Source organism: Nonomuraea sp. ZG12 (genome assembly GCF_052068115.1).
In the GTDB taxonomy this organism is placed as follows: Bacteria; Actinomycetota; Actinomycetes; order Streptosporangiales; family Streptosporangiaceae; genus Nonomuraea.
Genome location: NZ_JBQHCW010000004.1, coordinates 278,520 through 298,620 on the forward strand (window position 1 = coordinate 278,520; position 20,101 = coordinate 298,620).

A 20,101-nucleotide genomic window follows, 5' to 3' on the forward strand; every position below is an offset into this window, starting at 1 on the left:
ATCTGCATGGTCGCGGGTCTGGCGCTCTCCGGTACGGCCGGCGCCGAGACGACTTCCGCGACCACGGGGCTGCCCGCCGTACTGACCAAGAACAAGATCTACCGGTCGGGCACCCCCTCCCCCCAGTCATGCGCGATCCCGGAGATCCGCGCCGGCAGCGTCGCCTCGGTGAAGGTGTTCCACCGGGCCATGGCCAGGTGCGCCGACCGGTTCTGGGCCACCCGGTTCAGGGCGATCGGCCTCCGCTACACGCCGCCGAAGCTGGCGATCACGACCGGCAGCAACTCGGTGTGCGGCAAGATCACCTCGAACGGCGCCCAGTACTGCCCGGTGCAGCGCACCATCGCCATCCGCATCATGAAGCGGGACCTGCGCGACCCGTTCAAGATGAACATCGCGCACTCCGTCGCCCACGAGTGGGGCCACCACGTGCAGGAGCTCACCGGCATCCTGGACGCGCAGAACAAGCTCTACTGGCGCGCGGGCAGGACGGCGCGCACCACGCTGAGCCACCGCCTGGAGATGCAGGCCGAGTGCTTCGCCGGCGTCTTCTACCGGGCCACGCTCGACTCCATCGACCCCGGCATCACCTGGAGCCAGTGGGTCAACGCGGTTCGCCAGGCGGGCGAGAGCAAGATCCACGGTAAGCCGCGCAACCTCGCCTACTGGCAGGACCGCGGCTACGACGGCGCGTCCGCCCGCTACTGCAACACCTGGACCGCTCCCGGCGCCAGGGTGGCTTAATGCGCTAGTGCCTAGGTGCCGGCCCTGGCCAGCACCTCCAGCGGATCGGCGAGCACGTGGGCGAAGGCCAGCTCGGCCGCGCCCACGAGCGTCGCGTCGTCCGCCAGCGCGGAGGTGCGCAGCCGCAGCCGCTCCCGCTGGGGGGCCATGGCGTGCATCGCCAGCCGGCTGCGCACCTGGGCCGCCGAGCCGAGATAGATCTCCCGCAGGATGCCCCCGAAGATCACCATCTCCGGGTTGAAGATGTTGATCAGGTTGGCGACGCCCAGGCCGAGCCAGTCGCCGACCCTCTTGAGCGCCTCCTGCGCCACGATGTCACCCCGGTCGGCCGCCTCCACCACGGCCCGGACCGCGTCGCGGCCGCGCTGGTCGGCGGGGAAGCGGCCGGCGGACTCCAGCAGCGCCCGCTCCCCCACCTCGGCCTCCAGGCAGCCGCGGGACCCGCAGCCGCAGGCCCGGCCACCGGGGTTGATCACCATGTGGCCCACCTCACCGCCATAGCCGTCGTGGCCACCCAGCAGATGGTTGCCGGCGATGATGCCGCCGCCGATGCCGACGTCGCCGTGCAGATAGATGAGGTCCTTGACAGCCGCGCCGACGCCCCGGCTGTGCTCGGCGAGCGCGGCCAGGTTGGCGTCGTTGCCGACGCTCACCGGCAGGCCGAGACCGAGCCTGCGGCTCAGCTCCTCGCCGAACGGCACGTCCTCCGTCAGCAGGTTGGGGCCGAACCTGATCACGCCGTCGCCCTTGCGCACCCCGCCGGAGACGGCCGCCGCGACGCCCACGCAGACGGTGTCGTCCCTGGTCTTGCGCCGCATCTGCCGGGCGAACCCGGCCAGCATGCCGGCCAGCTCGCCCAGCACGAACGGGCCGCGCCGGCGCACCGTCTCCTTGCGGTCCAGGATCACGCCGCCCAGCCCGACCCGCGCCACCGCGAGCCGGTCCGGGCCCACGTCGAACGCGAAGACGTACACGCGCGAGGACTCCGGCCGCACCACGAGCGACGGCCGCCCGGCGCGGCCGGTCTCCCGCGGCAGCTCCTCCCGCACCAGACCGGCCGCCGTGAGGTCGGAGGTGAGCGCCATGATGGTGCTGCGGTTCAGGCCCATCTTGGAGGTGAGCTCGGCGCGCGAGATCGGCCCGCCCAGGTGGACATGGCGCAGCAGCGCGCCGAGGTTGTGGCGCCTGATGTCCTCCTGGGAAGGCCCGGCACGCATGGTCTGAGGTTCCTTGAACGGGTGGAAGTCGCTGATCACCTTAGACCAGCGGCGGCCGCCCGCTTGCGCGCCAGCGCGTCCACGCCCGCTGCCAGCAGCAGCACGCTGCCGGTGACCAGGTACTTCACGCTCGCGCCGTACCCCATCAGGGCCATGCCGTTCTCGATCACCGCGACGACCGCACCGCCGAGGATCGCGTCCAGCACCCGCCCCTTGCCGCCGAACAGGCTCGTGCCGCCGATCACGGCCGCGCCCACCGCGTACAGCAGCACCGAACTGCCGCCCGTGTTCGGGTCGACGGAGGCGGCCCTGGAAGCCGCGACGATGCCGCCGACCGCCGCCATCGAGGAGCAGATGACGAAGGCGCTGACCTTGATCCTGTCGACCGCGATGCCGGCCCTGCGGGCCGCCTCCGCGTTCCCGCCGACCGCGTAGAGGTGCCGTCCGAAAGCGGTACGGCGCAGCACGAACGTCCAGATGATCAGCAGCACCAGGATCACCGGGACCACGATCGGCACGCCGGTCAGCGAGGTGATCAGCGCGTTACGGCTGCGCTCCAGGTTCAGCACGTACACCGCGGCGCCCGCGATGACCGCCAGTGAGCCCACCCGGGCGAGAATCAGCGACATCGGGTCGGCGGCCAGGCCGCGCTGCGCGCGCTTCCTGGCCCGCAAGAACTGCACGGCCGCGTAGATGCCCACGCCCGCCGCGTACGTCGCCCAGCCGAGCCACGGCGGCAGGTTCCGGGTCGCGATCGCGACGATCACGTCGTCCCTGATCGAGATGTTCGTGCCCTCGTCCACCAACACCAGGACGAGCCCCTGGAAGGCGAGGAAGGCGGCCAGCGTCACCACGAACGACGGGATGCCCACCTTGGCCACCAGACCGCCGAGCATCAGGCCGATGAGCACACCGGTGATGATCGCGGCCACCACGCCGACGTACCACGGCAGGCCCATGTTGGTGAGCGTCACCGCCAGCACCGCCGCGCACACACCGCTGGCGAACCCGGCCGACAGGTCGATCTCGCCGAGCAGCAGCACGAACACCAGGCCCATCGCGATCAGCGTGACCGCGGCGCCCTGCGTGAACAGGTTGGCGAAGTTGATCGCCGTGAGGAACGAGGGCCGCGCGATGGCGAAGACCGTACAGAGCACGACCAGGCCCAGCACGGAGGGCAGCGCGCCCATGTCGCCGCCGCGCACCCGCTCCACGTACGCGCGCACGCTGTGCCCGATCGACGGCGAGTTGGCGGCGGTGGCGACCACCTCGCCGGGCAGTTCTTTGACCTTGTTCATGGCATGATCCCCAGGTCTCCGCTACGGCCGGACGTGATCAGTTCGACGACCTGCGCGTGGGTCACATCGGCGGTCTTGACCTGGGCGGCCATTCTGCCGAGATAGAGCGCCGCGATCCGGTCGGAGACGGCGAAAACATCGTTCATGTTGTGTGAGATGAGCACGACGGCCAGGCCCTTGTCGGCCAGCCTGCGCACCAGTTCGAGGACCTGGGCGGTCTGGGCGACGCCGAGCGCGGCGGTCGGCTCGTCGAGGATGACGACCTTGCTGTTCCACAGCACGGCCTTGGCGATGGCGACGGTCTGCCGCTGCCCACCGGACAGGCTCGAGACCTGCTGCCTGATGGACTTCACGGTGCGCACGGACAGGCCGCTGAGCGTCTCCTGGGCCATCTCCTCCATCGAGGCCTCGTCGAGAACCAGGCCCCTGCGGCGCTCTCTGCCGAGGAACATGTTCTGGACGATGTCCAGGTTGTCGCAGAGCGCGAGGTCCTGGTAGACGATCTCGATGCCGAGCGTGCCCGCGTCGCGGGGGCCGTGCACCTGGACGGGTTTCCCGTCGAAGAGGATGTCGCCGGAGTCGATCGGATAGATACCGCCGACGCACTTGACCAGCGTCGACTTGCCGGCGCCGTTGTCGCCGACCAGCGCTGTCACCTCGCCCGCGTGGGCGGAGAAGGCGACGTCGTGCAGGACCTGCACGGGGCCGAAGCTCTTGTCGATCCCGCGCACTTCGAGCAGGGGGGTCGTCATGGGTCTCCCTCGGGAGGGGTACGGCCCGCGCCCGAGCGCGGACCGTACCCTGTGCCGGTTGATCTACTTACTGGATTCCTGCTTCTGTGCACTTCTCGGCGAAGTCTTCGGTGCACAGCTCTTCCTTGGTGACGAAACCGTCAGCCACTACGTCCTTGACGTTCTCGAAGTAGATGGCCTGCGGGTCCAGCAGTTCCGCCGGGACGTCCTGACCGGTCTCCGTGTCCTTGACGCTTCCGCCGGCCGTCGGCTTCTCGCCCTTGGCCAGGGCGACCGCCAGCGCGGCGGCCGCGTCCGCCTCCTTCTTGACCGCCTTGTACACGGTCATGCACTGGTCGCCCGCGAGGATGTTCTGCAGGCCCTGCACGGTGGCGTCCTGGCCGGTCACCGGCACCTTGCCGTTGAGCTTGTTCTTCTTCAGCACGGTGATGGCGGCGTTGCCGAGACCGTCGTTGGCCGCCAGCACGCCGGCGATCTTCGACTCCTTGGTCAGCATCTGCTCGAAGAGCGTGCCTGCCTGGGCGTTGTCCCAGTCGGGCACGGACTGCTCCGGACCCTTGACGTACTCGCCCGAGTCGAACTTGGGCTTGAGCACGCCGTCGTAGCCGGCCTTGAACAGGGTCGCGTTGTTGTCGGTCGGCGAGCCGTTCAGGTAGGCCACGATGGGCTTGTCGGCCTTCTTGTCCGTCAGGCACTTGCTCAGGCCCTCACCCTGCAGGGTGCCGACCTTGGTGTTGTCGAAGCTGACGTAGTAGGCGGCGCCGCCGCCCAGGGTCAGCCGGTCGTAGTCGATCGTGGCCACGCCCTGCGACTTGGCCTTCTCGATGACCGTCTTGCCGGTGCCGCTGTCCAGGTTGACGATCATCAGCACGGTGGCGCCGTTGGTGATCATCTGGTCGGCGATGGTCTGGAACGCCGTCTTGTCGTTCTGCGCGTTCTGGATGTCGTATTCAACACCCGCGGCCTTGAACGCCTCTCCCAGGTACTTGCGGTCCGCCGTCTCCCACCGAGCGGAGGACTTGCTGTCGGGCAGAATGACGCCGATCTTGCCCGCTTTCTGGGAGGCCTCGGCCGCAGGGGCCGAGCTTGAGGTCGAGGTGGTGGTCGAGCCGCCGTCGCCCCCGCAGGCGGTAAGACCGAGTGCGAGCGCGGCCGCCGAAGCGGTCAGGCTGAGGATCCCCTTGCGCATATGCAGGGTCCTTTCTTCCGGAGGGGCCCGGATGAATGTTGTTTGCGGCAACGTATTCCGGCGACCGCCTGCTTTGGAAGACCTTCCGAGGGGGGAGTTTGTTGTTCCCGGTAACAATCCTGAAACGCCGCCTCCATCTCCCCGACACCGGGACGACTCCGTGTCGCCCCCTGGCCTTGGCGGTATGCGCTTTCCGGCTGCTGATCTCCACGTCAGACCGTGAGGCTCTGGACGATCAGGATGAGGGCCGAGAGGGAGGCCACCGCGAGGACGGCCACCCGCACCTTGCCGCCGTCCAGATAGCGGCGCAGCGGCCCGGAGACCAGGAAGCCGGCGATCATCGGCACGAGGAGGGTCGCGCCGGCGGTGAGCGCCCGAGCCGGCAGATGGTCGACCAGGGCCAGGATGACGAGCGACTGGGCGGCGCTCAGGCAGAAGTACATCGCCAGCGTCGCCCGGATCTCCGGGCCCTTGGCCGTCTGGTAGATCAACGCGATGGGCGGCCCGCCGATGCCCGTCGCGGTGCCGGTGATCCCCGAGACGAACCCGGCCGTGGTGATCGTGACCCCGTTGCGCGGCAGGCTCACCGCACGGGCCGTGAGCCCCACCGCCACGAGCACCATCACACCGGCGAGCACGCCTAATGTGTAGACGGAAATGTAGACAACGATGAGTCCGCCGATGACGCTCCCAGGAAGCCTGCCCAGGATCGCGAAACCCACCCCGCGCCAGTCCACCCGCCGCCACTCCGCAGCCAGGGTGAACAGCGGCAACGTCAGGTTCACCACCTGGATCGCACCCGGCATCACGGCCGGATCCAGCAGGACGAGCACGGGAACCGCGACCAGCCCGAGCCCGAACCCCACACCTCCCTGCACGACCGCCCCGACGAAGACCGCCGCACCACCGATGAACAGGATCAATACCTCATCAGTCACGCGGAAGAGTCAATCATCTTTACTCTCTGTTGCTAGATGAGCCGCGAGAGTAACCGGCGGGATGTAGGGTCTACCTACAGGCGCTGACGTAGCTTTGGGAGTATGCAGATGAAACCGAAGGCCACGACGATTCGCGTCAGCGTCCAGACCCGAGACAGGATCGCAGCACTGGCGAGAAAGGCAGGTGAACCCATGACCGCGATCATCGACCAGGCCATCCGGGAGATGGAGAAGAAGCACCGCTGGCAGCACGTCGCGGAGCAGATCGAGCACACCCAGAGGACCGACCCCCAAGGTTGGGCCGACTATCTGGCCGAATCCCAGCTGGTTCAAGGGCCACTTCCCCACTCCAGGCGCATCGCGCCCGAGTGGGAGGGGCTCATAACGTTTCCCGAGGAGAGCAATGAGGGTGATCCAGGGCGAGATCTGGCTCGCTAACCTGGGCGAACCGAGCGGCCGCGAGCAGGGCTACCGTCGCCCGGTGCTCGTCATCAGTAACGACGATTTCAACACGGCGACCCCTGTGAAGATCGTCGTCCCGCTGACCACGACGAACCGGGGATGGGACAACCACATCCCGATCGGCTGCGAGGGGACCGGCTTGGACAAGCCGAGCTGGGCCATGGTGGAGCACGTTCGCAGCGTCTCCCCCCAGCGTTTCAGCAGGAGGATCGGCATCGCGTCCGACGAGGTCATCCATGAGGTCACCGACTGGATCACCGACATGATCTAGCGAGACTCTGCCACCCGGCGAAATGATGGTTCGCCGGGTGGCAGCCTCATCCTGCCACAGGAGACCGCCGGTGACCCGGCGGTGGCCCAAGCCCTCGCTCCTCTAAGCTGCCTGATCGTGCCCGCCCCCTTCACCCCCCGCCATTCGCCTCGACTCGCGCCCGGGCCTGCCCGGACCCCGCCATCCGGATCCGCCGCGACCGGGCCGCTCGGCTCCACCCGGACCGCGCCGCCCAGTTCTCCTGCCGCCGCGTTCTCAAGCTCCGCTCGCACCACCGGGCCTGCCGTGGGCACGCCTTCCAAACCCGCTCGGACCTCGTACCTGGACGGGTCGGCTCGGAGCGCGCGGCTCAACGGCAGGTCGGCTCGGAGCGCGCCGCCCGAGGGCAGGGCGGCTCGGAGTACGCGGCTCACGGGCAGGTCGGCTCGGAGTGCGGTCCTGGTGGTCGTGTGTCTCGCCGCCTTCCTGCCGGGAGGGTCCGCGTGGGCGGCGCCGTACAGGGATCCGCTGGTGGGGACCGGCAGGCTGGCGGTGCGTTCGTGCCCGGAGCCGGCGATCGTCCAGGGTGGCATTCCCCGGACGCGCGAGTACGTCACGGCAGTCCTGAAATGTCTGGATAAATCATGGTCAGCGCATTTGGTCCGGGCCCGGCTGGCCTTCCGTAAGCCCGCCGTGCGCTTCTACGAGGCGCCCGAACCACGGGTGTGCGGCGTCGCGTGGCCGGACGGTGCCGCCGCCTTCTACTGCACGAACCGGGGCAGGCTGGTCTTCCCGCTCACCGGCCGCTGGATCGAGGACCGTACGGACCTCTACCCTCTCAAGGTCGCCGCCCATGAGTACGGCCACCACGTGCAGAGCCTGACCGGCATCAGACGCCACTACGAGTCCGCCGCGCGGGCCGGGAAGGCGCCCCTGGCGGAGCTGAGCCGCCGCTACGAGCTCCAGGCCGACTGCCTGTCCGGCGTGTTCCTGGGCAGCGTCTGGCGGTCACTGGACCGTACGGACCGCGACTGGGCGGCGCTGCTGGAGGCGACCAGGGCGAGCGGCGACGACCCCGACGGCCACCGAGGTCACGGCGGCGGCGCCACCCGCGCCCGCTGGCTCAAGCGCGGCTATCAGACGCTCTCCCCCGGCGCCTGCGACACCTGGTCAGCCCCCTCCGGCAAAGTCTCCTGACCCGGAACACCCCCCGACGCCTCAGCCGAAATCCCAGGAAACAGCGGGAACCCACCAAGGCCTGCGCCACCCCGGACACCCGCCGGGCGAGCCCCAAGCTCCCCCGAACGCTCTCCGCGAGACGTCCCAGGGGCCGGCGCTCGGACCGGCAAGGCCTCCTGAACGCCTGAGCTCCCGAGCGCGCCACGAACTCCCGGTGTACGGACGCGCGAGAGCCGCCAGGCGGTGGTGTCCGTCTGGCGGCTCTCCTTGGCCGGGTGATGGTGTGCCCCCGATGCGGGCGCGTGAGGATCGCGCCCATGCCCTGCCGCCAGGCGGCCGGGCCCCCGGCGCCCTCGCCCCGGCTCATGACCGGAGCGTGGGCGCGGGACGCCTCATGGTCCCGACGCGCGGTCAGGACTTGGCCAGCAGCCCCCGCAGCACGTACTGCATGATGCCGCCGTGCCGGTAGTAGTCGGCCTCGCCGGGCGTGTCGATGCGGAGGACCGCGTCGAACTCCACGTCGCCGGCCTTGACGTGCACGGTCTGCGGGATGCCGCCCTCGTTGAGCGCGGTGACACCGCTGATCTCGAACGTCTCCTCGCCCGTCAGCCCGAGCGACTCCGCCGTGGCCCCCTCGGGGAACTGCAGCGGGAGCACGCCCATGCCGATCAGGTTGGAGCGGTGGATGCGCTCGTAGGACTCGGCGATGACGGCGCGGACGCCGAGCAGCGCGGTGCCCTTGGCGGCCCAGTCGCGCGAGGAGCCGGAGCCGTACTCCTTGCCGGCCAGCACGACCAGCGGCGTGCCCGCCGAGATGTAGTTGGCGGAGGCGTCGTAGATGAACGACACGGGCGCGTCGGGCTGGGTGAAGTCGCGGGTGTAGCCGCCCTCGGTGCCCGGCGCGATCTGGTTGCGCAGGCGGATGTTGGCGAACGTGCCGCGAATCATCACCTCGTGGTTGCCGCGCCGCGAGCCGTAGGAGTTGAAGTCCTTGACCTCGACGCCGTGCGCGCGCAGGTATTCGGCGGCGGGGGTGCCGGCCTTGATGGAGCCGGCGGGCGAGATGTGGTCGGTGGTGACCGAGTCGCCGACCTTGACCAGCACGCGGGCGCCGGCGATGTCGGTGACGGGCTCCGGCTCCACCGGCATGCCCTCGAAGTAGGGGGCCTTGCGCACATAGGTGGAGTCGGGGTCCCACTCGAAGGTGTCGCCCGTCGGGATCGGCAGCGAGCGCCACAGGTCGTCGCCCTCGAAGACGTCGGCGTAGTCGCGCTCGAACATCTCGCGTCCGATCGAGGAGTGCACCACGTCGGTGATCTCCTCGGGCGACGGCCAGATGTCGCGCAGGAACACCGGCTCGCCGTCGGCGCCCGTGCCGAGCGGCTCGGTGTCGAGGTCGAGGTCCATGGTCCCGGCCAGCGCGTAGGCGACCACGAGCGGCGGCGAGGCCAGGTAGTTCATCTTGACGTCAGGGTTGATCCGGCCCTCGAAGTTGCGGTTGCCGGACAGCACGGCGGTGACCGCGAGGTCGTTGGCCTGGATCGCCTCGGAGATCTCCGGCTCCAGCGGGCCGGAGTTGCCGATGCAGGTGGTGCAGCCGTAGCCGACGAGGTTGAAGCCGATCTTGTCGAGGTACGGCTGGAGGCCGGAGCGCTCGAAGTAGCCGGTGACGACCTGCGAGCCGGGCGCCAGCGAGGTCTTGACCCACGGCTTGCGGGTCAGGCCCTTCTCGACGGCGTTGCGGGCCATCAGGGCCGCGCCGAGCATGACGTACGGGTTGGAGGTGTTGGTGCACGAGGTGATCGCGGCGATGGAGACGATGCCGTGGTCGATCTCGAAGGAGGTGCCGTCGGCCAGGGTGACCGGCACCTTCTTGTGCGGCCGGGCGCCGTTGAGGTGGGCGTGGTGCGGCTGGTCGCCGACGCTGTCGTGACTGATCGCCGGGGAGTCGGAGGCCGGGAAGGACTCGGCGGAGGCCTCGTCACCCGGGCTCAGGTCGGCCGGGGCGTAGTCCTTGACGGCCGCGCGCCAGGCCTGCTTGGCGTCCGACAGCGCGATGCGGTCCTGCGGGCGCTTGGGGCCGGCGATCGACGGCACGACGGTGCCGAGGTCGAGCTCGATGTACTCGGAGAACACCGGCTCGGGGGCCGACTTGTCGAGCCACATGCCCTGGGCCTTGGCGTACGCCTCGACGAGCGCGATCTGCTCCTCGGCGCGGCCGGTCAGGCGGAGGTAGTCGATGGTCTGGCCGTCGACCGGGAAGATGGCGCAGGTGGAGCCGAACTCGGGGCTCATGTTGCCGATCGTGGCCCGGTCGGCCAGCGGCACGGAGGCGACGCCGTCGCCGTAGAACTCGACGAACTTGCCGACCACGCCGTGCTTGCGCAGCATCTCGGTGATCGTCAGCACCAGGTCGGTGGCGGTCGCGCCGGCGGGCAGCTTGCCACTGAGCTTAAAGCCGAGGACGCGCGGGATCAGCATGGAGATCGGCTGGCCGAGCATCGCGGCCTCGGCCTCGATGCCGCCGACGCCCCAGCCGAGGACGCCGATGCCGTTCTCCATCGTGGTGTGGGAGTCGGTGCCCACGCAGGTGTCGGGGTAGGCCTTGCCGTCGCGGGTCATCACGACGCGGGCCAGGTGCTCGATGTTGACCTGGTGGACGATGCCGGTGCCGGGCGGGACGACCTTGAACTCGTCGAAGGCCGTCTGGCCCCAGCGGAGGAACTGGTAGCGCTCGCGGTTGCGCTCGTACTCGCGCTCGACGTTGCGCTGGAAGGCGTCGGGGTGCCCGAAGTAGTCGACGATGACCGAGTGGTCGATGACCATCTCGGCGGGGGCCAGCGGGTTGATGCGGGCCGGGTCGCCGCCCAGGTCGCGGACGGCCTCACGCATGGTGGCCAGGTCGACCACGCAGGGCACGCCGGTGAAGTCCTGCATGATGACGCGGGCGGGGGTGAACTGGATCTCCACGCTCGGCGCGGCGGCGGGGTCCCAGCCGCCGAGCGCGCGGATGTGGTCGGCGGTGATGTTGGCGCCGTCCTCGGTGCGGAGGAGGTTCTCCAGGAGGATCTTCAGGCTGTACGGGAGGCGGGCAGCGCCCTCGACGGCATCCAGCCGGAAGATCTCATAACTCGCGTCACCGACGCGTAGCGTGTCACGGCTGCCGAAGCTGTTCGCGGACACGGTGGATCGCCTCCTCCATAGACAGTTGCTAGGTAAATCCTGCCGCACCTCGGGAACGATCAACACGTTAGGTGACCCTAAGTCCCAGGTCGCGGCGAGTGTCTCGATGTCAAGATATCTCTAAAAGTATCTCGACCTCAAGTTAAACCGGCGCCAGCCGCCAGAACAGCAGGCCGACGATGGCGACCGACAGCACCGGGGCGAGGATCTTCTGCTCGAACTTCCGGCCCGTCTTGATGCCGATCTTCCACGGCAGCAGGAACTTGACCGACAGCGGCCAGAGGACCGGGCATCCTCGCTCCGTCAGGCAGTCGCCCACCACGTGCGTGAGGCTGCCGATGCCGACGGCCAGCCCCAGCCAGGCGTAGCCCACGCCCTGTGACATGAAGACGGCGTAGAGCCCGGCGGTGAGCCCGATGTTGACCAGCGCGGAGCCGAGCTTCTTGCCCGGGATGCCGATGCCGAGCGCGCGCAAGGCCAGCCCGATGAGCAGCACCACCATGATGTCGCGGCCGATCGGATAGGTGTTGGCCAGCCAATGCGCGCCGAACCCGATCGCCACCGCGAAGGCCAGCGAATGGGTCGCACCCCGGTGCCCCCCGCTCACCCAGGAGACCGCCTTGCTGAGCACCCAGGTCACCGGCCCGAATGTCTGCGCGATCGTGGCGCTGGGGTGGTCGAGGTCGGGCAGCATCGCGGCGCCCGCACAGATGATCGCCCCCGCGATGAGCTCGGTCGGGCCCAGGGCGGTGGCCATGATCCCCGTCTCGATGAACCGCGAGGACTCGTTCAGCAGCGGTAACGCGGCCAGCGGAGGCGCCAGGCCCAGCCAGGCGATGGCCCCCGTGAGCGCATGAGTGTGGCCCATCATGATCGGGACTGTACGCCAAACGGTCCGGAAACGCAGACGAGGTCGTCTCCGCGGCGACAGCACCCCCCAGCCCTGCCGACGCGGAACGACCTCGTCTGCTCTGAACAACGAGCCCTCCCCCTCTCCTGTTCCCGGATTTCTGAAGTTTTTGGTGATCTGTCTCACTTGCCGGAGCGCATTGTCAACGACATGCCAAAGATATATCTTTGAAGAGTCGAGAACAGTCGCAGGAAGGAACCCTCACATGACATCCGCACAAGCCGCGGGCCGGCCCTGGCCCGACGCGCACGAGTTCAAGAAGGCCGCCCGGGAGGCGTTCAAGGCCGTGGCCGACGCCTTCGAGCAGGGGCACCAGCACCACCACGGCGGCCCGCGCGAGCACCGGCACCGCGGCAGGCGCGGGCCCGGCCAGTTCCCGTTCGACTTCGGGCGAGGCCCGTGGGGGCCCGGACCGTTCGGCGGGCACCGCGGCTGGGGCGGCAGGCCCCGCAAGGCCAAGCGGGGCGACGTACGCGCCGCGATCCTGGCGCTGCTGGCCGAGGAGCCGCGCAACGGCTACCAGATCATCCAGGAGATCGCCGAGCGCAGCGAAGGCGGCTGGAAGCCCAGCCCCGGCGCCGTCTACCCGGCGTTGCAGCAGCTCACCGACGAGGGCTTGGTCATCTCGGTCGAGAACGAGGGCCGCAAGACGTTCCGCCTCACCGAGTCCGGCCAGGCCTACATCGACGCGCACGCCGACGAGGTCAGCGCCCCCTGGGACGAGATGCGGCCGGACATCGACGACAACACGGCGGACCTGTGGGACACCGCCAGGCAGTCCGCGTTCGCGATGATGCAGATTCTTCAGACCGGAAGTGACGCACAAATCCGCGAAGCGCGTAAGACTCTGGGAGAGACCCGGCGCAAGCTCTACCAGATCCTGGCCGACGGCGACCCGGGCGAGGAGTGACCACCATGACCGGTGCCGCACCGGCGGGCGGGCTCGCAGAGAGGAATCGATCCGGCATGGACCAACACGATCTCCGCATCGGCGACGCCGAGCGGGAGCAGACCATGGCCGCCCTGCGCGAGCACTTCGCCGCGGGGCGCCTGACCCACGAGGAGCTCGACGAGCGCCTGGACCAGTCCCTGGCCGCGCGCACCGCCCGCGACCTGGCCCAGGTGACGGCCGACCTGCCGGGCAGCCAGGTGCCCGGCTACAGCGTGCCTGACTACCGCGAGCCCGCCACGCGGCACGACGTGGACGACTGGCGGGAGGCGATGCGCGCCCATCGCAAGCAGATGCGGGAGATGCGCCACCAGCGCTGGGAGACGCACCACCGCGGCCGGCCGGGTTCCCCCTGGCGCGGCCGCCGCGGCCCCGGCCCGATCCTGCCGTTCCTGCTCATCCTGGCGATGGTGGGGCTGATCTTCGGCGGGGCCGGCATGCTCAAGGTGCTGTTCTTCGTCTGGATCGCCGGCATGATCTTCGCCTTCGCCGGCCGGCGCTTCCACCACCACCGGGACTGAGCCTCACCCCATCTCTTCGAGCCGGCGGCCCTTGGTCTCCTTGAGCCACCTGGCCACGAAGAGGAAGGAGAGCACGGCGAAGAGCGCGTACATGGCGTAGGTGAGCGGGAGGTTCCACTCCGACAGCGCCGGGAAGGTCACCGTGATCAGCCAGTTCGCCACCCACTGAGCCGCCGCCGCGACGCCCAGGGCGGCGGCTCGGATCCGGTTCGGGAACATCTCCCCCAGCAGCACCCAGACCACCACGCCCCAGGACAGCGCGAAGAACAGCACGAACGTGTTGGCGGCGATCAGCGCGGCCAGGCCCTGCGCGCCGGGCAGCGAGACCTCTCCGTCGATGGTCCTGGCGAAGCTGAAGGCGAAGGCGGCGGTGGCCAGCGAGATCGCCATCCCGGCGGAGCCGATGAGCAGCAGCGGCTTACGGCCGATCTTGTCGACCAGGGAGATGGCGATGAAGGTGCCGATGATGTTGATGACCGAGCTGGAGAAGCTGATCAGCAGCGAGTCGGCCTGGCTGATGCCCACCGACTGCCACAGCACCGACGAGTAGTAGAAGATCACGTTGATGCCCACGAACTGCTGGAAGACCGACAGGACGATGCCGATCCAGACGATCGGCAGCAGTCCCAGCGCGGGGCCGCGCAGGTCCTTCAGCGTCGGCCGGTCCTCGGTCCTGAGCACCTGCCTGATCTCCTGCACCCGCGCGTCGAGATCCACGTCCGCGTTCTCGACCTCGCCCAGCACCTTACGGGCCTGCTCGTGCCGGCCTGCCATGACGAGGTAGCGGGGCGACTCGGGGATGATCGAGGCCAGCAGGAGGAAGAGCAGGGCCGGCACGACGCACGCCCCCAGCATCCACTGCCATGCCTGCAGCCCTCCCAGCACGTTGTTCACGTCCCCGTCCGCCACCCTGACGAGCACGTAGTTGACCAACTGGGAGCAGGCGATGCCGAGCACGATCGCCAGCTGCTGGAACGAACCCAGCCGGCCGCGATATTCGGCGGGCGCCACCTCGGCGATGTAGGCGGGACCGAGCACGGACGCCATCCCGATCGCGAACCCGGCCAGGAGCCGCCACAGGGTCAGGTCCCAGACGGTGAACGGGAGCATCTGCCCGATCGAGCTGGCGGCGAACAGGATCGCCGCCACCTGCATCGACCTGGTCCTCCCCAACCGGTCGGCGAGCCGGCCCCCGATCCACGCCCCCAGAGCCGAGCCGAGCAGCGCGATGGCGACCACCACGCCGATCTCCACGGGCCCCACCTGGAAATGGCGTTGAATGCCGACGACCGCACCGTTGATGACAGAACTGTCGTAACCGAACAGGAATCCGCCCATGGCCGCCGCGGCCGCGATGAAGATGACGTGGCGCAGATTCTCCTGGCGCACATGATCAGTAGCCATGACGATCCCTTCCCCAGGGAGAGGGACCTACCCATGGATACCGTCCGTAGTGCTCCGATTACTCCGGTTTCAGCGGGTCAGCCAGAAGACGGCGACGACCACGGCCGCCACCGCCAGCGCCAGTCCGTAAAGGAGCAGGGCCCTGGCGAGGCGGCGGCGGAGGTATCCGGGGCGGTGCCGGCCGGCGGTCACAGGCGCGGGTCCACGGGCTCGGACTCCAGCGCGAGCACCCCGAAGACCGGCTCGTGCACCCGCCAGCCCGCCTCCCCCTCGGCCAGCCGCGACAGCGCCTCCAGCCCGAGCGCGTGCTCGCGCAGCGCCAGCGAGCGCTTCTTGCCGAGGAAACGCCTGCGCAGCACGTCCAGCGACTCGGTGTAGTCGGGGCCGTAGATGATGCGCAGATACTCCCGGCCCCTGACCTTGACGCCCGGCTGGACCCGGCCGCCCACGTGCGCGGCGGGCTTGACCACCATGCCCTCGCCGCCCTGCGCGGTCATGGACTCCCACCACGCCACCGCCTCGGCCCGCGACCGCTCGGCGTCCAGGGAGACGACGACGTGCCGGGTCTGCGTGATCATGGGCGAGTCGAGCAGCGCCAGCGTCTCCAGGTGCCAGGCGTGCGGCTCCAGCGCCGTCGCCCTGCCCTCGCACGCCAGGATCTGGAACGGCGCCAGCCGCACCCCGTCCAGGCCGTCGACGGGCCAGCAGTAACGCGCGTACGCGTCCCGGAACAGGGCGGCGTTGCCGGCCCGCTGCCGGGTGCGCGCCAGCAGCCCGCCCACGTCCAGCCCACGACCGGCCGCCGCCTCCAGCGCTGACACCGCCTCGGGCAGCGCGGCCCGCGCGGCGGCCCCGACGGAGGCGTACTGGCTCTTGATCAGCTCGCCCGCCTTGGCCGACCAGGGCAGCAGCTCGCAGTCGAGCACCACCCAGTCGGAGTCGAGCGCCTCCCACAGCGGCTCGCACGCCTCCCGCAGCCGCTCGACGAGCGGCCCCATGTCGGTGAAGAACGGCCGGCCGGTGCGCGTGTAGACCGCGCCGCCGCCGGCGACGCCGAAGCGCTTCACCGCCGCCTCGGGAGTCCTGGCGAGTACGGCCACCGCCCGCGAGCCCATGTGCTTCTCCTCGCACACCACCTCGGTGACCCCGGCGGCGGCGAACTCCGCGAACGCCTCGTCCGGGTGCTCCAGGTAGCCGTCGAGCGTGGACGTCTGGGCCGGGGCCATGGTCGGCGGCAGGTACACCAGCCAGCGCGGGTCCACCGCGAACCGGCTCATGACCTCCAGCGCGGCGGCCGCGTTCTCCTCGCGCACCTTGATCCGCCCGGCGAACCTGGTCTCGATGTGCCGGGTGCCGCGTACGTCGCCGATGTCCAGGAGGGCCGGATCACGGCTCGGGCCGGCCAACGGCTTGACGGACTCGTACCAGACCTTCTCCGCGGGCACCTGGACGAGCTCCCGCTCGGGGTAGCGCAGCGCGGTCAGGCTGCCGCCGAAGACGCAGCCGGTGTCGAGGCAGATCGTGTTGTTGACCCACTCGGGCCGGGTGGTGGGCGTGTGGCCGTAGACGACCATGGCCCGGCCGCGGTACTCCTCGGCCCACGGGTAGCGGACCGGCAGGCCGTACTCGTCGGTCTCGCCGGTGGTGTCGCCGTACAGCGCGAACGCGCGGACCCTGCCGGACGCGCGGCCGTGGTAGGCCTCCTTGAGGCCGGCGTGCGCGACCACGAGCCGCCCGCCGTCGAGCACGTAGTGGCTGATCAGGCCGTCCATGAAGGCGTGGGCCCGGGCGACGAACTCCGGCGGCTCGGCGGCGAGCTGGTCGAGCGACTCGCGCAGGCCGTGCGCGACCGTGACCTTGCGGCCCTGCAGGGCGCGGGCCAGCTTGGCCTCGTGGTTGCCCGCCACGCAGATCGCCGTGCCGGCCGCCACCATGCTCATGACCAGCCGCAGCACGCCGGGCGAGTCGGGGCCGCGGTCGACCAGGTCGCCGACGAACACGGCCGTGCGGCCCTCAGGATGGGAGATGCCCTCCCAGCCGAGCCGGGCGAGCAGCGTCTCCAGCTCCGCGCGGCAGCCGTGGACGTCGCCGATGATGTCGAACGGGCCGGTGAGCTCGCGCTTGTCCGTCCACCCCTTCTCGTACGTGATCTCCGCGCCGTCGATCTCCTCCACGCCGCGCAGGACGTGCACCTTCCTGAAGCCGTCGCGAGAGATCTTGCCGAGCGAGCGGCGCAGCTCCTTGCGCTGGCGGATCACCACCCGGGCGCCGAAGTCGCGGTCGGGGCGGGTCGAGTTGCGCTCGACGGCCACCTCTTCCGGCACGTCCAGGACGATCGCCTCGGCCAGCACGTCGTGCTTCTTGGCCAGGTCGATGAGGCTCTTGCGGGCGGCGTACTGCACGTTGGTGGCGTCGACCACGGTGAGCAGGCCCCGGGACAGGCGCACGCCGACGATGTGGTGCAGCAGGTCGAACGCCGCCGGGGTGGCCGCCTGGTCGTTCTCGTCGTCGGCGACCAGGCCGCGGCAGAAGTCCGACGAGATGATCTGCGTCGGCTTGAAGTGCCTGGCGGCGAACGTCGACTTGCCGCTGCCGGAGACGCCGACGAGGACCACGAGGGAGAGCTCGGGGATGCTAATCACGGACGAACACTCCCATCTGGGTGGGCGGGCCGAGGTCGGGATCCGGTTCGCCCACGGGCTTGACGGAGACACGGTAGCCGTACCGACCGGCCACCCGGGCGGCCCAGGCCTCGAACTCGGCGCGGGTCCACTCGAACCGGTGGTCGGGGTGGCGCAGTCCCGTCAGGAAGTCGTAGCGGACGTTGTACTCGATGTTCGGCGTGGTCACCAGCACGTGACCGGGCCTGGCGTGCCCGAACACGACCTGCTCGAGCGCGGCCAGCCGGGGCGGGTCGACGTGCTCGACGACCTCCATGAGCACGGCCGCGTCGTAGCCGGACAGGCGCTTGTCGGTGTAGGTGAGCGCGCCCTGGAAGAGGGTGAGCCTGTCCCGCTTGCTGTCGGGCATCCGGTCGAGCTTGAGCTTGCGGGCGGCGATGGTGAGCGCCATCGACGAGACGTCCATCCCGGCCACACGGGCGAACCTCGGCCTGGCCAGCAGCGCGCCGACCAGCTCACCCTGCCCGCAGCCCAGGTCGATCACGCTGGTCGCGCCGAGCTCCTCCAGGGTCTCCAGTACGGCGATCCGCCGCTGCAGGTTGAGCGACTTCCGCTTCCCCACCCCAGCACCCTCGGACGCAGCGGCCTCCGCCTCGGCGGTCTCCGGCTCGGCGGCCTCCGCATGGGCTTCGGCCTCGGCCGCCGCAGCCTCGTCGGCGGCCGTCTCCTCCGCCGCGGCCTCCTCCGACACCGCGGGCGCCAGCCGCTCCTCGGGCTCGTCGCCCAGCTCGGCCAGCCGGGCCAGCGCGGTGCGCGCCATCGCCCAGCGGCGGCCGAGGTAACGCCGGGTGATCATGGTGCGCTCCGGGTGGTCGCGCAGCCAGCCCCCACCGGCCCTGATCAGCTTGTCGATCTCGTCCGAGGCGATCCAGTAGTGCTTGCCGTCGTCGAGCACCGGCAGCAGCACGTACAGGTGGTTGAGCGCGTCGGCGAGCCGTACGGTCCCGCTCAGCGCAAGCCGGACATAGCGCGACTCGCCCCATTCGGGAAAGCCCTCGTCGAGCAGCACCGGCTGCGCCTCGACCCGCCAGCCGAGCGGCGCGAACAACCGCTCGGCCAGCTCGGGCCCGCCCCGGCAGGGCAGCGCGGGCAGCCGGATCTCCAGCGGCAGCGGCGTGTCGGCCAGCTCCTGCCGGGAGGCGCACCGCCCGGCCCGCGCGGTCCTGAACACGTCGGCCAGCGCCACCGCCAGCAGGGAGGAGGCGGCGTAGGGCCGGTCGTTCACGTACTGCGAGAGGCTGAAGTCGGGCGAGCCCTTGCCCCGCGACCTGGCCAGCGCGACCGGGTCGATGTCCAGCAGCAGCGCCGCGGTGCAGCGCTGTTCGCCGGCTTCGGGATAGAAGACGGTGGCCTCGCCGAACGACTGCCCGAACCGCTGCACCTTGTCCGGATGTTTGTGCAGCAGGAAACCCAGGTCGGTGGCGGGCCGGGCAGTCGTGGAGATCGTCAAGAGCACCGCCCAAGTCTGCCCCAGGCGAGCAAAGGGACGCCATCGGATAAGTCACTACACGTGCGGCAGCACCTCCGCGGCGATCAGCTCCAGGTGGTCGAGGTCCGACAGGTCCATCACCTGGAGGTAGACGTGCTCGGCGCCCAGCTCGGCCAGCCGGCCGAGCTTCTCCAGCACCTCGGCGGGGCTGCCGGCGAGCCCGTTCTCACGCAGCCCGGCCAGATCGGTGCCGATGGCGGCCGCGCGCCGGTCGAGCTCCGCCTGGTCACGGCCGACGCAGACGGTCTGCGCCGCCGACAGCCTGACGGTGCGGCCGATCTCCTCGGCCGCCTGCCGTACCCGGCCGAAGGCCTCACCGGTGGCGTCGAGCGTGCGGAACGGCACGTTGTACTCGTCGGCGAAGGCCGCGGCGAGCCGGGGCGTGCGCCTGGCGCCGACGCCGCCGATGATGATCGGCGGATTGGGCCGCTGGACCGGCTTGGGCAGCGCGGGCGAGTCGACGAGCCGGTAGTAGCGGCCGTCGTAGGAGAACGACTTCTCCGCCGTCCAGAGCCCCTTGACGATCTCGACCTGCTCCTCGAAGCGGCCGAACCGCTCCCCGGACGGCGGGAAGGGGATGCCGTAGGCGGCGTGCTCGCCGTCGAACCAGCCCGCGCCGATGCCCAGCTCGACCCGGCCGCCGCTCATCTGGTCCACCTGGGCGACGCTGATCGCCAGCGGGCCCGGCAGCCGGAAGGTGGCCGGGCTCACCAGGGTGCCCAGCCTGATCGTGGACGTCTCCCTGGCCAGCCCGGCCAGGGTGATCCAGGCGTCGGTGGAGCCGGGACCCGGGTCGCCCTCCCCGATGCGCTGGTAGTGATCGGACCGGAAGAACGCGTCGAACCCCAGGCGCTCGGCGGCCTTGGCCACGACGAGGAGATCGTCGTAGGTGGCCCCCTGCTGGGGCTCGGTGAAGAGCCTCAATTTCATGACGC

18 protein-coding genes are annotated in these 20,101 nt (G+C 70.0%); 6 read left to right on the top strand and 12 right to left on the bottom strand.

What is annotated here, in order from left to right; all coding sequences use genetic code 11:
• The first annotated feature begins 6 nt into the window (after nt 1-6).
• A complete protein-coding gene (locus ACTMTF_RS15730) occupies nt 7-744 on the top strand; it encodes a neutral zinc metallopeptidase (RefSeq protein WP_441111294.1) in 738 nt (245 codons plus the stop codon).
• A gap of 11 nt (nt 745-755) precedes the next feature.
• On the opposite strand, the gene ACTMTF_RS15735 is transcribed toward ACTMTF_RS15730, so the two are convergent.
• From ACTMTF_RS15735 to ACTMTF_RS15755, 5 genes are all read right to left on the bottom strand, one after another.
• Entirely contained in the window at nt 756-1,961 is a 1,206-nt protein-coding gene (locus ACTMTF_RS15735) for an ROK family protein (RefSeq protein WP_441111295.1), read from the bottom strand.
• Nucleotides 1,962-1,996: 35 nt separating this feature from the next.
• On the bottom strand, nt 1,997-3,259 hold the full coding sequence (locus ACTMTF_RS15740) for a sugar ABC transporter permease (protein WP_397002665.1): 1,263 nt from the start codon (nt 3,257-3,259) through the stop codon (nt 1,997-1,999).
• Complete coding sequence (locus ACTMTF_RS15745; RefSeq protein ID WP_327105374.1) at nt 3,256-4,011, bottom strand: ATP-binding cassette domain-containing protein; 756 nt, start codon at nt 4,009-4,011, stop codon at nt 3,256-3,258. The genes ACTMTF_RS15740 and ACTMTF_RS15745 overlap by 4 nt, the downstream gene beginning before the upstream one ends.
• Before the next feature lie 67 nt (nt 4,012-4,078).
• Nucleotides 4,079-5,200: a sugar ABC transporter substrate-binding protein gene (locus ACTMTF_RS15750; protein WP_397002667.1), complete on the bottom strand. Its 1,122-nt coding sequence runs from the start codon at nt 5,198-5,200 to the stop codon at nt 4,079-4,081.
• A gap of 212 nt (nt 5,201-5,412) precedes the next feature.
• Nucleotides 5,413-6,138: a TSUP family transporter gene (locus ACTMTF_RS15755; RefSeq protein WP_441111296.1), complete on the bottom strand. Its 726-nt coding sequence runs from the start codon at nt 6,136-6,138 to the stop codon at nt 5,413-5,415.
• A gap of 192 nt (nt 6,139-6,330) precedes the next feature.
• Between ACTMTF_RS15755 and ACTMTF_RS15760 the strand changes: the two genes are divergently transcribed.
• From ACTMTF_RS15760 to ACTMTF_RS15770, 3 genes are all read left to right on the top strand, one after another.
• Nucleotides 6,331-6,576 (top strand): hypothetical protein, encoded by a 246-nt coding sequence (locus tag ACTMTF_RS15760; protein WP_441111297.1) that lies wholly within the window; start codon nt 6,331-6,333, stop codon nt 6,574-6,576.
• Nucleotides 6,548-6,871 (top strand): type II toxin-antitoxin system PemK/MazF family toxin, encoded by a 324-nt coding sequence (locus ACTMTF_RS15765; RefSeq protein WP_441111298.1) that lies wholly within the window; start codon nt 6,548-6,550, stop codon nt 6,869-6,871. The genes ACTMTF_RS15760 and ACTMTF_RS15765 overlap by 29 nt, the downstream gene beginning before the upstream one ends.
• 510 nt (nt 6,872-7,381) lie before the next feature.
• On the top strand, nt 7,382-8,047 hold the full coding sequence (locus ACTMTF_RS15770; protein ID WP_441111299.1) for a neutral zinc metallopeptidase: 666 nt from the start codon (nt 7,382-7,384) through the stop codon (nt 8,045-8,047).
• Nucleotides 8,048-8,440: 393 nt separating this feature from the next.
• Here the strand turns inward: ACTMTF_RS15770 and acnA are convergent, their stop codons facing one another.
• Both acnA and ACTMTF_RS15780 read right to left on the bottom strand, forming a co-directional pair.
• Nucleotides 8,441-11,212, bottom strand: a complete 2,772-nt coding sequence (acnA, locus tag ACTMTF_RS15775; protein WP_441111300.1) for an aconitate hydratase AcnA — start codon at nt 11,210-11,212, stop codon at nt 8,441-8,443.
• A gap of 142 nt (nt 11,213-11,354) precedes the next feature.
• Nucleotides 11,355-12,083: a metal-dependent hydrolase gene (locus ACTMTF_RS15780; RefSeq protein ID WP_397002676.1), complete on the bottom strand. Its 729-nt coding sequence runs from the start codon at nt 12,081-12,083 to the stop codon at nt 11,355-11,357.
• Between the two features lie 244 nt (nt 12,084-12,327).
• Here ACTMTF_RS15780 and ACTMTF_RS15785 point away from each other — a divergent pair, with 244 nt between their 5' ends.
• Both ACTMTF_RS15785 and ACTMTF_RS15790 read left to right on the top strand, forming a co-directional pair.
• Nucleotides 12,328-13,032: a PadR family transcriptional regulator gene (locus ACTMTF_RS15785; RefSeq protein WP_441111301.1), complete on the top strand. Its 705-nt coding sequence runs from the start codon at nt 12,328-12,330 to the stop codon at nt 13,030-13,032.
• 56 nt (nt 13,033-13,088) lie between these two features.
• Nucleotides 13,089-13,592 (top strand): DUF1707 domain-containing protein, encoded by a 504-nt coding sequence (locus ACTMTF_RS15790; RefSeq protein ID WP_441111302.1) that lies wholly within the window; start codon nt 13,089-13,091, stop codon nt 13,590-13,592.
• A gap of 3 nt (nt 13,593-13,595) precedes the next feature.
• On the opposite strand, the gene ACTMTF_RS15795 is transcribed toward ACTMTF_RS15790, so the two are convergent.
• The 5 genes from ACTMTF_RS15795 to ACTMTF_RS15815 all read right to left on the bottom strand — a co-directional run bounded on the left by ACTMTF_RS15795 (nt 13,596) and on the right by ACTMTF_RS15815 (nt 20,096).
• The gene (locus ACTMTF_RS15795) at nt 13,596-14,996 is read right to left on the bottom strand and encodes a sugar porter family MFS transporter (RefSeq protein WP_441111303.1); all 1,401 of its coding nucleotides are present in this window, start codon (nt 14,994-14,996) and stop codon (nt 13,596-13,598) included.
• Between the two features lie 69 nt (nt 14,997-15,065).
• Nucleotides 15,066-15,188, bottom strand: coding sequence for a hypothetical protein (locus ACTMTF_RS15800; RefSeq protein ID WP_397002684.1), 123 nt, complete (start codon nt 15,186-15,188; stop codon nt 15,066-15,068).
• Nucleotides 15,185-17,638, bottom strand: coding sequence for a polynucleotide kinase-phosphatase (locus ACTMTF_RS15805; protein ID WP_441111304.1), 2,454 nt, complete (start codon nt 17,636-17,638; stop codon nt 15,185-15,187). The genes ACTMTF_RS15800 and ACTMTF_RS15805 overlap by 4 nt, the downstream gene beginning before the upstream one ends.
• A complete protein-coding gene (locus ACTMTF_RS15810) occupies nt 17,631-19,133 on the bottom strand; it encodes a 3' terminal RNA ribose 2'-O-methyltransferase Hen1 (RefSeq protein WP_441111305.1) in 1,503 nt (500 codons plus the stop codon). The genes ACTMTF_RS15805 and ACTMTF_RS15810 overlap by 8 nt, the downstream gene beginning before the upstream one ends.
• A 48-nt stretch (nt 19,134-19,181) precedes the next feature.
• Nucleotides 19,182-20,096 carry an LLM class F420-dependent oxidoreductase gene (locus ACTMTF_RS15815; protein ID WP_441111306.1) on the bottom strand — a complete coding sequence of 305 codons (915 nt, stop codon included), beginning with the start codon at nt 20,094-20,096 and terminating at the stop codon, nt 19,182-19,184.
• Nucleotides 20,097-20,101 lie beyond the last annotated feature (5 nt).